A 14,686-nucleotide genomic window follows, 5' to 3' on the forward strand; every position below is an offset into this window, starting at 1 on the left:
GGAGAGAAACCATGGCTGAGATCAATCGAGTCGCCGTATTCGGCAAGCTCAACACCCTGACCTACAAGGCGGTCGAGGGCGCGACGGTATTCTGCAAACTGCGCGGCAACCCGTATGTGGAGCTGGAGCACTGGATCGCCCAGATCATCCAGAACCCCGACTCGGACTGGCACCGCGTGCTGCGTCATTTCGACGTCGACAGCGCCGTGCTGGCCAAGGACATCACCGCCGCGCTGGACCGCCTGCCGCGCGGCGCCACAGCCATCTCCGACATCGCCGACAACATCACCAACGCCGTCGAGCGCGGCTGGGTCTATGGCTCGCTGATGTACGGCGACACCGCTGTGCGCAGCGGTTATGTGCTGCTCGGCATGGTCAAGACGACCTATCTGCGCAATGCGCTGTTCGCCATCTCGCGGCAGTTCGAGCGCGTCAAGCCCGATGACCTGGCCGACAACATGGCCAAGATCGTCACCGGCTCGCCGGAAGACGGCCAGACCGCCACCGACGGCTCCGGCGCCGCCGCGCCCGGCGAAGCCAGCGGCGCCATTGCCCCGGCCGCCATGGGCAAGCAGGAGGCGCTGAAGAAGTTCACCGTCGACCTGACCGAACAGGCCCGCAGCGGCAAGATGGACCCCATCGTCGGCCGCGACGACGAGATCCGCCAAGTCGTCGACATCCTCATGCGCCGGCGCCAGAACAACCCCATCCTGGTGGGCGAGGCGGGCGTGGGCAAGACGGCGGTGGTGGAAGGCTTCGCGCAGCGCATCGCGCGCGGCGACGTGCCGCCCAGCCTGAAGGACGTCGAACTGCGCGCGCTGGACGTGGGCCTGCTTCAGGCCGGCGCCAGCATGAAGGGCGAGTTCGAGCAGCGCCTGCGCAGCGTCATCGACGAGGTGCAGGCCAGTGCCAAGCCGGTCATCCTGTTCATCGACGAGACCCACACGCTGGTCGGCGCCGGTGGCGCGGCCGGCACGGGCGATGCGGCCAACCTGCTCAAGCCGGCCCTGGCACGTGGCACGCTGCGCACGGTCGGCGCCACCACCTTTGCCGAGTACAAGAAGCACATCGAGAAAGACCCGGCGCTCACGCGCCGCTTCCAGACCGTGCAGGTCGACGAGCCCGACGAAGTGCGCGCCGTGCTGATGATGCGCGGCGTGGCCGCCACGATGGAAAAGCACCACAAGGTGCAGATCCTTGACGAGGCGCTGGAAGCCGCCGTCAAGCTCAGCCACCGCTACATCCCGGCGCGCCAGCTGCCCGACAAGAGCGTCAGCCTGCTTGACACGGCCTGCGCGCGCGTCGCCATCAGCCTGCACGCAACGCCGGCCGAGGTGGACGATTCCCGCAAGCGCATCGAGTCGCTGGAGGTGGAGCTGGGCATCATCGGTCGCGAGTCCGCCGTGGGCATCGACGTCGGCAAGCGCGAGGCCGTCGCCCGCGAGCATCTGGATGCCGAGAAGGCCAGGCTCGAAACGCTGGACGCCCGCTGGGCCGCCGAGCGCACGCTGGTTGACGAAGTCCTGGGCCTGCGCGCCAAGCTGCGCGCGGCCGCGCAGCCGGTGGAAGGCACGGGCAGCGCGCTGGAGGCCGAGGCCAAGACCGATGCAGCGGCACCGGCCGATGCGCCATCGGCCGAGGATCGCGCTGGCTGGCTGGAGCAGCTCAAGGCCGCGCAGGACAAGCTCGCCGAGCTGCAGGGCGAGTCGCCGCTGATCCTGCCGACGGTGGACTATCAAGCCGTGGCCGCCGTGGTGGGCGACTGGACGGGCATCCCCGTCGGCCGCATGGCGCGCAACGAGATCGAGACCATCTTGAAGATCGCCGATCACCTGGGCCAGCGCGTCATCGGCCAGGACCATGCGATGGAGATGATCGCCAAGCGCATCCAGACCTCGCGCGCCGGCCTGGACAACCCCAGCAAGCCCATCGGTGTCTTCATGCTGGCCGGCACTTCCGGCGTCGGCAAGACCGAGACGGCGCTGGCCCTGGCCGAGGCGCTGTACGGCGGTGAGCAGAACCTCATCACCATCAACATGAGCGAGTACCAGGAGGCGCACACGGTCTCCACGCTCAAGGGTGCGCCTCCCGGCTACGTGGGCTATGGCGAAGGCGGCGTGCTGACCGAGGCCGTGCGTCGCAAGCCCTACAGCGTCGTGCTGCTGGACGAGGTTGAGAAGGCCCACCCGGACGTGCACGAGATGTTCTTCCAGGTCTTCGACAAGGGCTTCATGGAAGACGGCGAAGGCCGCTTCATCGACTTCAAGAACACGCTGATCCTGCTGACGACCAACGCCGGCACCGATCTCATTGCCGGCCTGTGCAAGGACCCCGAGCTGATGCCCGACCCCGAGGGCATGGCCAAGGCGCTGCGCGAGCCGCTGCTGAAGATCTTCCCGCCCGCGCTGCTCGGCCGCCTGGTTGCCATTCCCTACTACCCGCTGTCCGACGAGATGCTGGGCCGCATCGTCAAGCTGCAGCTGGGCCGCATCAAGAAGCGCGTCGAGGCGCGCTACCAGATCCCGTTCAACTTCGGCGACGACGTCGTCAAGCTGGTGGTGTCGCGCTGCACCGAGAGCGAGTCGGGCGGCCGCATGATCGACGCCATCCTGACCAACACCATGCTGCCCGACATCAGCCGCGAGTTCCTGAACCGCATGATGCGCGGCGAGCCGATCACAGGCGTGAGCGTGGGCGTGGCGGACGGCGGCTTCACCTATCAGTTCTAAGCGGCTGCCGGCCGCGTCCTTGTCAACGGGCCGGGCGCGGTGGCGCCCGATCTCGCACATCTTCACTGGAGCCATGCATCGTGACTGCATTCCTCAAGCAATTCGCCAACAAGCAGCTGAACCAGATCGTCTTTCCAGGGTCGCATGACGCCGGCATCTACGGCGACGGCAAGGGCAACGTCATCACCCAGAGCCTGGACATCGCGGGCCAGGCCAATGCCGGAGTGCGTTTCTTCGACATGCGCATCGCCACCGTCAAGCGCAGCGATGGGTCCTTCGACCAGAAGTCCTACCACCTGGCCAAGGGCGTCATCGACAACAAGCACAAGGGTGCCAAGCCCGGCGAGGCGCAGTCGCACCAGAACGTGGGTCACCTCGGTGGATGGGGCAGGGACACCCTGACGGACATGCTCACGCAGGCCAAGGCCTATGTGGGGGCGAACCCTTCAGAGTTCCTGATCCTGAAGTTTTCGAAGTGCTACAACCTGAAGGACGTGGTCGACAGCTGTGTGCGGGTGCTGGGAGACGTGCAGTTCAACCACAACGTTTCCGGCAGTGTGCAGATCAACCTCAACACGCGCCTGGTCAGCAGCCTGGGGGGGAAGGTCATCACGCTTTTCGACCCCAAGGAGCTGGAAAAAATCGGCTCCGTCATCCAGGGCCAGATCTACAGCGGCTGCCTGTCCTTCGGCGAGCTGTTCGACAAGGACACCGGCGGCTCCCGCGCCTACCAGAACCAGTTCCACGGGTTGCAGTACTTCGGCAAGTTCAGCAGCACCGACGACATCACGAAGAACACCAAGAAGCAGAAGGCGCAGATGGGCAACGGCACCAGCTGCGACCGCAACGCCATGGGCATGATGTACTGGACCACCACCGGCATGCTGGCCAACATCAAGGACCGCAACGACAAGATGTGGTCGGGCGTGAACGTGCAGGCGCTGCGCGACGTATGGGAGAGCGGCTACAAGAAGGCCATGATGAACCAGCTGGGCGCGCTGAGTTTCAACGACCTTTACCGCAAGAACAGCCGGCTCTACGTGGCCAACAAGAACAGCTGGACGAGCTTCACCCCGAACATCGTCATGATCGACTTCGCCGACTACCAGAAGTGCGTGACGGTCTACAACCTGAACCGCGTGATGAACGAGATGCTCGAGACCTTGATGCAGCAGTCGGGCCATGCCATCGAAGGACTTTGAATGCGGCGGCTCCTGGCGGCGGTGCTGGCCCCTCGCGGCGGCCATCGGCTGGGTATCGGCCTTGATTGAAGGGTGTCAGGTGCAAGCCGCTTCAAGTGGCCGCCACTGGCGCAAGGCAATGATGGCGCTCATCGTCACGCTTGGCGTGAGCGCCTGTTCTGAAGGACATGCGATGGGAAAGATGGTGTTGTTCTCCGCCGTACGCGGAACCGTTCTGCAGGATGGCAAACCGGTCGCCGGCGCGACAGTCGAACGCGAGTTCGACTGGGCCTGGAAGAGCGAGAAGGGCCGGGACAGCACGACGAGCGACAGTGCCGGCTCCTTCTCCATGCCCGTCATCGTGCGCAGTTCCTTCCTGGGCTCGGTGCTGCCGCACGAGCCCCTGATCAAGCAGACGATCACGATCACCCACGGCGGCAAGAGCCACAAGGCCTGGGTGCTCTTCAAGCGGGACTACGACGAGAACGGCGAGCTGGACGGCAAGCCCATCGTCATGACCTGCAAGCTGGGCACCGAGCCTCAACGCCGCGGTGAAGTCTTCGGCATCTGTGAGCTTTCCTGAGGAGCAAGACTGAATGAGTGTTCTGAATCCCTCACAGGCAGCGGCAATTGCGTCCGGTGTCTATCTGCTGCGCGAATCGAGCGTGGCCGAACTGCGCGAAATCCAGGCTCCGCTGGGTTGCGAAGGCATGTTCTCGGTGGCAGACAACGGCCGCTTTACCGGCAAGAGCGGTGGCGGCCCGTTCAAGAGGATCAGCGGCTTTGGCTACGTGGCTGCGGGCGAAGGCGCCTATGCCGGTGAAGTCCTGATCGCCACGCGCGGCACCGCGCAGACGGGCGACTGGCTCAGCAACCTCAACATCGGCATGCAGCTGGGCCCGAGCAGCCATCTCGTGCACGCCGGCTTTCATGAGGTGTGGAAGAGCTTCAGGCAGGACATCTTCGACTTCCTGCGCAATCGCAACCCCAGCCGCATCCATTGCGTGGGTCACAGCCTCGGTGGCGCGCTGGCCATGCTCAATGCCGATGCCTTGAGCGGGCAGGGTGTGGCGCCGGTGAGCCTGTACACCTTCGGCGCGCCGCGCACGGGCGACGTGTTCTTCTCGCGGGCCATGAGCAAGCGCCTCGGCGCCGACCACATCCATCGCGTCTCCGCGACGTCCGACCCCGTGCCGATGATTCCGCTGTTCCCGTTCTGCCACATGCCTTTCGACGGCGCCGGCAGCGTCATCAAGAGCTCGGGGCTGATCAACGTTGCTGCGCACAACATGAAGCGCAGCTACATCCCGGGCGTCCGCGATCACACCTGGCAGAGTCTCGCGGACGCGGGCCGCGCCGACGATGAGCAGAACGTGAAGTCCTGGCTTGAGCAGGCGTCCGAAGGCAAGGGCGCCATCATGATGGGCTCCGCCAGTGCGCTGACGATGATCGGCAAGGCCTTGCGCTGGCTGCTGTCGCGCCTGAAGAACCTGCTCGTCGGCGCCATCGGTGTCACGCTCACCTTGTCGGCCACCGTTCTCGATCAGCTGGCCTGGCTGCTCGCCAAGGGCGCGGCGGCATCCAAAGAGGTCGCGGGTCATGTCAAGGGCTTGATGAAGGCCATCTTCGGCTTCCTGGGCCGCGTGATGCAGGGCGTGACCGACTTCACCGTCGCCTTCCTGCGCTGGACGCTTGACCTGCTGTTCTCGTCCGTGCGCCTGATGGCTGAACGTGCCGTCAGCTTCCTGAATTGAGCACTCGCAAACTCAACTGCCCGGCGCGGCTGTGCCTGCCGCGCCGCAACTTCTGATGGCCAAGACCAAACCCCGCCGCCGCCCCGGCCAGGCCAGCCTGCCGGCGCCCAAGCGCGCCGAGCTCGACTACGACGAGGCCTTGCAGCTGGCCCTGACCATGCACCAGGACCGGCGCGTGCTTGCGGCCGAGAAGCTCTACCGCAAGCTCAGCGAACTGCGTCCGAACGACCCCAACCCTTTGCACTTCCTGGGCGTGCTGCTGCATCAGGATGGCAAGAGCGAGGAGGCGCTGGCGCTGATCGACCAGTCCATCGCGATGGATTCCGGCGTCGCCTCCTGGCATAACAACCGTGGCAATGTGCTGCTGTTGTTGCAGCGCGCCGACGAAGCCCGCGCCGCCTACGAGCGCTGCCGCGAGCTGGAGCCTGGCAACCCCGCCGTGGCCAACAACCTGGCCTGCCTGCTGGGTGCGCTGGGCGATGTCGCCACGGCCGAGTCGTTGTTCCGCGAGCTGCTCGCGCGCGAGCCGGGCTTCGCCGACGCGCACATCAACTTCGCCAACCTGCTGGTGTCCACCGAGCGCGTGCAGGAAGGCATGCGGCACTTCGGCACCTCGCTGGAACTGCGGCCGGACGATCCCAAGGCCAGTCGCATGATGGGCCTCATCTTTGCGCAAAGCGGCCAGCCCGAAAAGGCCGCACAAGCTTTCGAGCGCTGGATTGCCGCCGAGCCCGACAACCCGCAGCCGCGGCATCACCTGGCCGCCGTGACCGGCAGGAACGCCCCCGACCGGGCCCCGGACGACTACGTCAGCAGCCTGTTCGACGCCTTCTCGGTCAGCTTCGACGAGCGCCTGGCCTTCCTCGAATACCGCGCGCCCGGTCTGGTGGGCGAACTGCTGCGGCGCCTGGTGCCCGAGGCCCGTGCCGACCTCGCCGTGCTGGACGCCGGTTGCGGCACCGGCCTGTGCGCGCCGCTGCTGGCGCCGTATGCACGCGAACTGATCGGCGTCGACCTGTCTGCCGGCATGCTCGACAAGGCGCGCGAGCGCGGTGGCTATCAGGAGCTCGTGAAGGCTGAGCTGGTGGCCTATCTGCTGGCGCAGCCGGCCCGATTCGACGTGGTCGTCAGCGCCGACACGCTTTGCTACTTCGGCCGCATCGACGCCGCACTGGCCGCTGCAGCCCAGGCGCTGCGCCCAGGCGGCAGGCTCATCTTCACCGTCGAGGCGCTGTCGGGCGAGCCGCTTGAGGCTGCGGGCTACCGCCTGCTGGCCAACGGCCGCTACGCCCATGAGAGAAGCTATGTCGAGGCCTGCCTCGCCGAGGCGGGGCTGCAGACATCGGCGCTCGAATCTGTCGTGCTGCGCCGCGAGATGGGCGAGCCCGTCACCGGCTGGCTGGTGGCCGCGCAGCGGGCCGCACCATGAACGGCCCTCGCCTGGGGGCGGGGGATTGCGGCATGCCTCATGCTGCGAGACTATGCCGACGCACTGCTGAGCAGCCTTTGTCGATCCGCTTCAATCGAGCTCGCCAGGAGAGCCCATGACCGCGCCATTCACCCTCCATACGCTGCCCGACCAGAAGCTGCTGTTCCAGTCCCTCAGCGCGACCGAGGAACTCGGCCGGCTCTTCGAGTTCAACGTGCTGGCGCTGGCCGAAGCCAAGGCGACCGTCGACCTTGAAAGCCTGCTGGGCAAGCCGGCCCACGTCAGCGTGCAACTCGATGACAGCACCCAGCGCCATCTGCACGGCATCGTTGCCAGCGCCGGCCTGGACGGCGCCAGCGGTGGCTTCGCGGCCTACCGCCTCACGCTGCGGCCCTGGCTCTGGCTGGCCACGCTGCGTGCCGACACGCGCATCTTCCAGAACATCAAGATCGACGACCTGATCAAGAAGGTGCTGCAGCCCTACGGCGGCGACATCGAGTTCAAGCTCCAGGGCAGCTACCCCACCTACGAGTACTGCGTGCAGTACCGCGAGTCGGACTTCAACTTCGTCAGCCGGCTGATGGAGCAGGAAGGCCTGTACTACTTCTTCAAGCACACCGACAGCAAGCACACCCTCGTCGTCGTCGACAAGATGAGCTCCCACGAGCCCTATCCCAAGCACGAGAAGTTCCAGTTCCGCCAGGGCCTGGGCCAGGGCCAGCATGTGGGTGTGGTCAGCGAGTGGCGCCACCACTTCGAGCTGCAATCCGCGAAGACGACGATCAACGACTACAACTACCTCACCCCCGGCACCGCGCTGCTCAAGGACAGCGCGTCCATGCACAGCAGCCCGTTGGCCGCGCTGGAGGTCTATGACCCGCCCGGCGAATACCTGACCGCCGCCGAGGGCCAGCGCTATGTCAAGCTGCGCATGGAGGAGTCAGACGCACGCTACGCCTCCGCCAGCGCCAAGACCAACCTGCGCGGCGTCGCCGTCGGCGCCACGTTCGAGCTGACCGACCACCCGCGCGACGCCGAGAACGCCAAGTACCTCATCGTCGGCACGCGCATCGACATCGTCTACAGCGGCTACGAGGCCGGCAAGGGCGACTCCCATTTCGGCTGCAGCTTCACGGCCCTGCGCGCCAAGGACGTCTACCGCAGCCAGCGCATCACCCCCAAGCCCTACATCGGCGGCACGCAGTCGGCCGTCGTCGTCGGCCCCAAGGGCGAGGAGATCTACACCGACGAGCACGGTCGCATCAAGGTGCAGTTCCACTGGGATCGCCTGGGCAAGAAGGACGAGAACAGCTCCTGCTGGCTGCGCGTGGCCACACCGTTAGCAGGCAAGGCCTGGGGCATGATCGCGCTGCCGCGCATCGGCCAGGAGGTCGTCGTGCAGTTCGTTGATGGCGACCCCGACCGGCCCATCATCCTGGGCAGCGTCTACAACGCCGAGCAGATCCCGCCCTATCTGCTGCCCGACCACGCCACGGTCGCCACCTTCCGCTCGCGCTCCAGCAAGGGCGGCGTGGCCGCCAACTTCAACGAGCTGGCCTTCGAGGACAAGAAGGGCGAGGAGTACATCCGCCTGCATGCCGAGAAAGACCTGCTGGAACTGGTCAAGAACGACGCGCACATGGAAGTGGGCAACGACCAGTTCCGCATGGTCACCAAGAACCTTACCGAAGAAATCGGCGAGGACGTGGCCCGAACCATTGGCAAGAACTACACCGATACCGTTGCCGAAAATTTCCATGTCAGCGTCGGCAAGGATTCCAGCGCCGACATAGGCGGCAAGCACGGCGTCAACGTCTCGTCCGACGCCAGCTACGCCAGCGGCGCTTCCATCTCCGTCAATTCCGGTGCGGGTACGGACATCAAGGTCGGCGCCAACCTCCACATCAAAGCCGGCGCCAACGTGGTGATCGAAGCCGGTGGCACGATCACGCTCAAGGGCGCCATGATCAACATCGAGGGCAGCGGCCCGGTCAGCATCGCCGGCGTCATCGTGAAGATCAATTCGGGCGGCGGCGGCGGCGGCGGCAGCGCCAGCCCCCAGAAGCCGGGCAAGCCCGAGAAGGCCAAAAAGCCCGAGGCGCTGCCCAAGTTCAAGAAGAAGGTCGACGAGGACCTGGGCAAGAAGCGCTGACGCGGCCAGGAGCGAGACCGCCTTGGCCAACTACCGCATCCCGGGCCCGCTCGACGCGAGTCGAGGCAATCACAACTTGCGCGACGGCACGGGCCAGCGCATGGCCGGCGTCACGCCCGGCTTCATCAACGGCCCGACGCCCGGCAACACCAGCGCCTGGGACATGCTCGCAAAGAACTACGAGCGCGTCCAAGCCATCTACGAGGCCGTGCGCATCGGTCAGCAGCGCGCCGGCGCGGCCATCCTGCGCGAGACCGGTCACGCGCTGGAGGAGCTCGTCAAGGGCCTGATCCCAGGGCTGCTGATGATGATGGTCGTGCTGGTTGCCACAACGGTGATCGGCGGTGTCATCGGCGCCGTGATCGGCTTCTTTGCCGGTGGCGCCGGTGCCGCGCCCGGTGCGGTCATCGGCGCGGATCTTGGCATATCGGCAGGCGTCGCCATCCTCACTTGGCTGGGCCTGGGCTTTCTGATCGTCGGTATCGCCGAAGGCTTTGGCGAGCTGATTGGCGCCTTGAGCCACGCGACCACGCGGGCCTGGAGCGCGCCCGACAGCCCGCGCACTCGCGCCGAGGTCGAGGCCGCCGGCGACGAATACGCCCATGCGGTCGCGCTGCTGTTCAAGCTCATCCTGATGGCGATCGTGGCTCGGTTCACCATGGGGCAGGCAAAAGCATCGACGCAGGAGACGCTGGCCTTGCTGCGCAAGAGCAAATTGGGCGAGGGCTTTGCCGCCTGGGTGGCGAAGAACCAGGAAGCCTTGCTCAGCAACCCGCGGCTGCGGCCAAAGCCGAAGGCCAGGATGTCTGAAAAGCCTGTCGAGCAGGCGACCACGCCGTCGCAGGCCAAGCGCGGCAAGGCTCAGCAGGAGGCCAAGCCGACCGCCCCGCCCAAGGTGACGCGGCCGGACACCAGCAAAGCGAAGTACCGCCCGGACAGCGCCTACAAAAAGGCCAATGGCGACTGGGACTGGCCGCCCAACGACGGATTTGATGGCGCGCGCACGCCTGGCCGTTTGGCGAAGGGCGCGGAGATCGACAGATTCGGCGGCGAGGGAGGCTCGTTCCTCTCACCGTCCAACACCCCCTTCGAGCAGCGTGCGCTGGCGCCCTCATCGCTCAAAGAGCCTTATTTCAAGTACGAAGTGACCCGCCCATTGCCGGTTGAAACGGGCAAGATAGCGCCAGCGTTTGATCAGCCCGGTGGCGGCATCCAGCATGTCGTCGACTGGCAGTCCGTGGCCCAGGCGAACAACACGACGGTGTCTGCCATCCGCGGCTATCAGGGCACCACGGGGTCTGGCGGTGTCGCATGGCTGGTGGAGCAAGGCAACTACCTCACGCGCGTCACCCCGCCCGGCGGCTTGCCACCCTGACGAAGAAGGAACCCGACATTGCCTGCAAATTCCCTTCGACCCATAGCGGTGCCGGCCGACGAACAGATCAATGCGCTACTGGCTGCGCATCTGATCGGCATTGACCACTGGATCGACCGCAACCTCGGCCCTGGTATCGACGCCTACGACATTCCCTTCGCCAGCGTGTTCATCGTGTCCGCAGCCGAGGTGGTCGATCATGTGCTTGCCCATGGGTGGGACCCACGCATCGTCAAGCCCCTCGATCAGGCGCAGCCTCGCGTTGCGGGTGACTGGGACGTTATGTTTTATGCTGGCCGCAGCCCTCAAGGGGATTGGCAGGCCTGGCGCCCGCTGGACCCGGAGCGCAACTCGGAGCCGTTCGACAAGCAGACCTTCCCCAACCACCGCGCCATGGTCGAAGCCATCGTCAGACAGCTTCTCGAAACGCAGCAGCGTTTCTGGGGCTGACGACCTTTTCGCGGCATGAGCGCACGCCACGACTGAGGGTCCATTGGCCAACTACCGCATCCCGGGTCCGCTCGACGCCAGCCGAGGCAACCACAACGTGCGGGACGGCACGGGCCAGCGCATGGCCGGCGTCACGCCTGGCTTCATCAACGGCCCGACGCCCGGCAACACGAGCGCCTGGGACATGGTCGTCAAGAACTACGAGCGCGTGCAAGCAGTGCGCCAAGCCATCGCCATCGGCGAGTTGCGCGCCGGAGCCGCCATCCTGCGCGAGACCGGCCACGCCATCGAGGAACTCATCAAGGGCCTCATTCCGGGGCTGCTGATGATGCTGGTGGTGCTGGTCGCCACTACGGTAATAGGCGGCGTAATCGGCGCGGTCATCGGCTTCTTCTTCGGCGGCGTCGGCGCGGTGCCGGGTGCGGCGATTGGTGCCGAACTCGGCGTGTCGGCAGGCACAGCCATCCTTGGCTGGCTGGGCCTGGCCTTCCTGGCCGTCGGCATCGCTGAAGGCTTCGGCGAACTCGTCGGTGCCGTCGCCCACGCAACGACGCGGGCCTGGGACGCGCCGGACCACGCCCGCCCGCAGGCCGAGATCCACGCTGCGGGCGAGGAGTACGCCAACGCGATTGCGCTGCTCTTCAAAATCATCCTGATGGCCATCGTGGCGCGCCTCATGCTGCGCCAGACGCGGGCCTCCTCGAAGGACTTGCTCGACGACCTGGCCAAGAGCAAGTTGGGAAAAGGGTTTGCCGCGTGGGTAGCCAAGAACGAGGAATCGCTGCTCAGCAACCCGCGGCTGCGGTCCAAGCCGAAGGCCAAGCAGAGCGAGGCGCCGGTGGAGAAGGCCCAGACGCCGAGTCAGGCCAAGAAGCAGGCACAAAAGGCTGAGGCGGCGGAAGAAGCTGCCACGCCAACCATGAAGCAGAAGAAGGTGAAGTGCTTCAAGAAGAACAAGAAGGGCGATTCAGCTGAGTATGACCGTCAACTCGCGGACCAGCAGAAAGGCCTGAACGACCTCTCGGTGAAGGAATATATCGACGGGCGACAACGCTATTCTGAAATCGGACGAAAAGGCACGGGTAAGGCCCAGTCTGCGGCCCGGGAAAAATACGCCGCCGAACTGCAAGAGCAATTTGAGAAGCAATTAGCCAAGAAGGGTGTGCTTGGCGATGACGCCGTCCAGCAAGCTGCTTCCATGACGGCAGAGCGCATGGAGACGCTGGCTGCGCTGCACAACCCTGACATGATTGCCGGCGGCAAGGACGTGGTGACGGCCTTGGGGGACAAGGGCGTGAATTCTTCAATCGGCTCGCAGTGGAAGACGCGCGTGGCTGATCTGGATAACGCGGCAAGAGAAGTCCCCGAAAGCGCGCGGAGCAGTACCAAGATGAATTCGGCACTCAGCCGATGCAAGTAAGGAGTGGTATGGACAAGTTCATGCAGAATTTTCTTGAGTTCAAGAAGTTCGGGCCGGCAACCGAGAGGCTTGACGTCCCTCAGGCGTCCATTGAGAAGTACCGGGGCAAGCTTCCCGACAAGCTCCTTGAGTACTGGCAACAGTTCGGCTGGTGTGCTTTCGCCAAGGGGTTGCTCTGGATCGTTGATCCAGAGGAGTGGGAGGAGGAACTAGATGGATGGATCGGCGAGACGCCATTCATGGAGCGGGACGCCTTCCACGTCATTGCGCGGACGGCCTTCGGTGAATTGATTCTGTGGGGCGAGAAAACAGGGCAGTCTTTGAAGATCGTGACGGCGTGGGGCACGGTATTTCCGGCGTTTGATCAGAAAGAGTTCGACGAGGACGGGCCGGATTTGACACTCCAGCTGTTCTTCTCTTCTCGCAACAAGGAGGCCCACGATATGACGGATGAAGAGGGGCTTCCTTTATTTGAGCGCGCGCTTGCTCAGTTGGGCCCATTGAGTCACACCACGATGTACGGATTCGTGCCGGCTCTGGCGTTGGGTGGAGATGTGCGACTCGAACGACTTCAGAAACTCGATGCACACGTTCACCTGGACATACTGTCGCAAGTGACGGAGTTGCAAGTCATGGCAGATGTTGCCCAGGCAGCCAAGGGCTGAGCTGATGACCTGCTTCGACTAGGCATGGATCGATTTTTCGATATGTTCCTCAATGAAGAGGGATTCGGCCCGCCGACTGCCCGCAAAGATGTGCCGCCCGAGAAGCTGGAAAAGTTCAAAGGAAAGCTTCCAGACAAGCTGCTGGACTATTGGCGCGAATTCGGATGGTCTGGCTACGCCAAGGGCTTGTTCTGAACCGTCGACCCGGATGAGTGGGAGCAGGAGCTTGAAGCTTGGATCGGCGATACGCCGTTCATGGAGCGCGACAGTTTCTACGTCATCGCTCGTTCGGCCTTTGGCGAGTTGGTGTTGTGGGGTACGAATACAGGTCAGTACCTGAGAGTCGTGCCCGCATATGGCGGCATCTTTCCGGCCTTTAATGAGGAGCAATTCAAGGAAGTCGGACCTGACAAGGAACTGCAGTTGTTTCTTGGCAGTACCTCGCGTTCAAGCTACGACTTGAAAGGCGTGGATAGGAAGCCGTTCTTCGAGCGTGCTCTCGAAAAACTCGGTGCACTCGACCACGACACCCTGTATGGCTTCGTTCCGGCATTGGCGTTGGGCGTGGAAGCCCGGTTGGACCGACTTCAGAAACTGATGCGCATGTGCACCTGGATATCCTGACTCAGGTCACCGAATTGCAAGTGATGGCGGATGTTGCGCGGGCTCTCAAGAGTTGATTGAGTAGGCGCTTCCGGTCAATTTGCCGAAGCGCCAATTCGCCTCGCACTTCCGCCTGATAACGGCCGAATGCTTGGCGACACGAGTTGCCTGGTGGGAAGCTTGTTGAGAACTACGAGCGTGTCGAGGCCGTATATGAGGCCGTGCGCATCGGCCAGCAGCGCCGGCGCGGCCATCCTGCGCGAGACCGGCCATGCGCTGGAGGAACTCGTCAAGGGCCTGATTCCTGGGCTGTTGATGATGATGGTGGTGCTGGTCGCCACGACGGTGATCGGTGGCGTCATCGGTGCGGTGATCGGCTTCTTTGCCAGAGGCGCCGGAGCCGCGCCCGGCGCCGTCATCGGCGCGGATCTGGGCGTCTCGGCAGGCGTCACCATCCTCACCTGGCTGGGCCTGGGCTTCCTGATCGTCGGCATCGCCGAAGGCTTTGGCGAGCTGATCGGCCACCTGAGCCACGCCACCACGCGGGCCTGGAACGCACCCGACAGCCCCCGCACCCGCGCCGAGATCGAGGCCGCTGGCGACGAGTACGCCAATTCCATTGCGCTGCTCTTCAAACTCATCCTGATGGCCATCGTGGCGCGGCTCACCATGGGGCAGGCAAAAGCATCCACGCAGGAGACGCTGGCGTTGCTGCGCAAGAGCAAGTTGGGCGAGGGCTTTGCGGCGTGGGTGGCGAAGAATCAGGAGGCCTTGCTGAGCAACCCGCGGCTGAGGCCAAAGCCGAAGGCGACGCAGAGTGAAGCGCCGGTGCGCGAAGTTCAAAACCACGCAAAACTGACCGTGAGCGTCTGGACTTTGTGGCGCAGGTCATGGAACGGCGGCTCTTAGGCCACTTGGAGCAGGCCGT

12 protein-coding genes and 1 pseudogene are annotated in these 14,686 nt (G+C 64.6%); all 13 read left to right on the forward strand.

Translation table 11 applies throughout. The features are described from left to right. Positions 1 to 11: 11 nt before the first annotated feature. Positions 12 to 2,729 (forward strand): type VI secretion system ATPase TssH, encoded by a 2,718-nt coding sequence (gene tssH, locus AC0IZJ_RS08400; RefSeq protein ID WP_471848552.1) that lies wholly within the window; start codon positions 12 to 14, stop codon positions 2,727 to 2,729. A gap of 80 nt (positions 2,730 to 2,809) precedes the next feature. Further along, positions 2,810 to 3,931, forward strand: coding sequence for a PI-PLC domain-containing protein (locus AC0IZJ_RS08405; RefSeq protein WP_471848554.1), 1,122 nt, complete (start codon positions 2,810 to 2,812; stop codon positions 3,929 to 3,931). A 172-nt stretch (positions 3,932 to 4,103) separates the two neighbouring features. Further along, complete coding sequence (locus tag AC0IZJ_RS08410) at positions 4,104 to 4,493, forward strand: DUF6795 domain-containing protein (protein ID WP_471848556.1); 390 nt, start codon at positions 4,104 to 4,106, stop codon at positions 4,491 to 4,493. A gap of 13 nt (positions 4,494 to 4,506) precedes the next feature. Continuing rightward, complete coding sequence (locus AC0IZJ_RS08415) at positions 4,507 to 5,664, forward strand: lipase family protein (protein ID WP_471848558.1); 1,158 nt, start codon at positions 4,507 to 4,509, stop codon at positions 5,662 to 5,664. 55 nt (positions 5,665 to 5,719) lie between these two features. After that, a complete protein-coding gene (locus AC0IZJ_RS08420) occupies positions 5,720 to 7,093 on the forward strand; it encodes a tetratricopeptide repeat protein (RefSeq protein WP_471848560.1) in 1,374 nt (457 codons plus the stop codon). Between the two features lie 115 nt (positions 7,094 to 7,208). Beyond that, complete coding sequence (locus tag AC0IZJ_RS08425; RefSeq protein ID WP_471848562.1) at positions 7,209 to 9,245, forward strand: type VI secretion system Vgr family protein; 2,037 nt, start codon at positions 7,209 to 7,211, stop codon at positions 9,243 to 9,245. Between the two features lie 22 nt (positions 9,246 to 9,267). Next, positions 9,268 to 10,620 carry a TNT domain-containing protein gene (locus tag AC0IZJ_RS08430; RefSeq protein WP_471848564.1) on the forward strand — a complete coding sequence of 451 codons (1,353 nt, stop codon included), beginning with the start codon at positions 9,268 to 9,270 and terminating at the stop codon, positions 10,618 to 10,620. Positions 10,621 to 10,668: 48 nt separating this feature from the next. Then, complete coding sequence (locus tag AC0IZJ_RS08435; protein WP_471848566.1) at positions 10,669 to 11,070, forward strand: hypothetical protein; 402 nt, start codon at positions 10,669 to 10,671, stop codon at positions 11,068 to 11,070. Positions 11,071 to 11,113: 43 nt separating this feature from the next. Next, positions 11,114 to 12,490 (forward strand): polymorphic toxin type 15 domain-containing protein, encoded by a 1,377-nt coding sequence (locus AC0IZJ_RS08440; protein ID WP_471848568.1) that lies wholly within the window; start codon positions 11,114 to 11,116, stop codon positions 12,488 to 12,490. A gap of 8 nt (positions 12,491 to 12,498) precedes the next feature. Next, complete coding sequence (locus tag AC0IZJ_RS08445) at positions 12,499 to 13,155, forward strand: GAD-like domain-containing protein (RefSeq protein ID WP_471848570.1); 657 nt, start codon at positions 12,499 to 12,501, stop codon at positions 13,153 to 13,155. A gap of 42 nt (positions 13,156 to 13,197) precedes the next feature. Next, positions 13,198 to 13,488 (forward strand): annotated as a pseudogene (locus AC0IZJ_RS08450) (GAD-like domain-containing protein); the annotation flags it as partial. A gap of 12 nt (positions 13,489 to 13,500) precedes the next feature. Further along, complete coding sequence (locus AC0IZJ_RS08455) at positions 13,501 to 13,779, forward strand: T6SS immunity protein Tdi1 domain-containing protein (protein ID WP_471849305.1); 279 nt, start codon at positions 13,501 to 13,503, stop codon at positions 13,777 to 13,779. A 192-nt stretch (positions 13,780 to 13,971) separates the two neighbouring features. Beyond that, positions 13,972 to 14,667 carry a DUF6861 domain-containing protein gene (locus AC0IZJ_RS08460; RefSeq protein ID WP_471848572.1) on the forward strand — a complete coding sequence of 232 codons (696 nt, stop codon included), beginning with the start codon at positions 13,972 to 13,974 and terminating at the stop codon, positions 14,665 to 14,667. Positions 14,668 to 14,686 lie beyond the last annotated feature (19 nt).

This window comes from Roseateles sp. AC306 (assembly GCF_979253795.1).

Bases quoted from the DNA above. Each gene is read 5' to 3' on its own strand.
- AC0IZJ_RS08415 (WP_471848558.1), top strand. From the start codon at position 4,507: ATGAGTGTTCTGAATCCCTCACAGGCAGCGGCAATTGCGTCCGGTGTC.
- AC0IZJ_RS08420 (WP_471848560.1), top strand. From the start codon at position 5,720: ATGGCCAAGACCAAACCCCGCCGCCGCCCCGGCCAGGCCAGCCTGCCG.
- AC0IZJ_RS08425 (WP_471848562.1), top strand. From the start codon at position 7,209: ATGACCGCGCCATTCACCCTCCATACGCTGCCCGACCAGAAGCTGCTG.
- AC0IZJ_RS08445 (WP_471848570.1), top strand. From the start codon at position 12,499: ATGGACAAGTTCATGCAGAATTTTCTTGAGTTCAAGAAGTTCGGGCCG.
- tssH (WP_471848552.1), top strand. From the start codon at position 12: ATGGCTGAGATCAATCGAGTCGCCGTATTCGGCAAGCTCAACACCCTG.
- AC0IZJ_RS08410 (WP_471848556.1), top strand. From the start codon at position 4,104: ATGGGAAAGATGGTGTTGTTCTCCGCCGTACGCGGAACCGTTCTGCAG.
- AC0IZJ_RS08460 (WP_471848572.1), top strand. From the start codon at position 13,972: ATGAGGCCGTGCGCATCGGCCAGCAGCGCCGGCGCGGCCATCCTGCGC.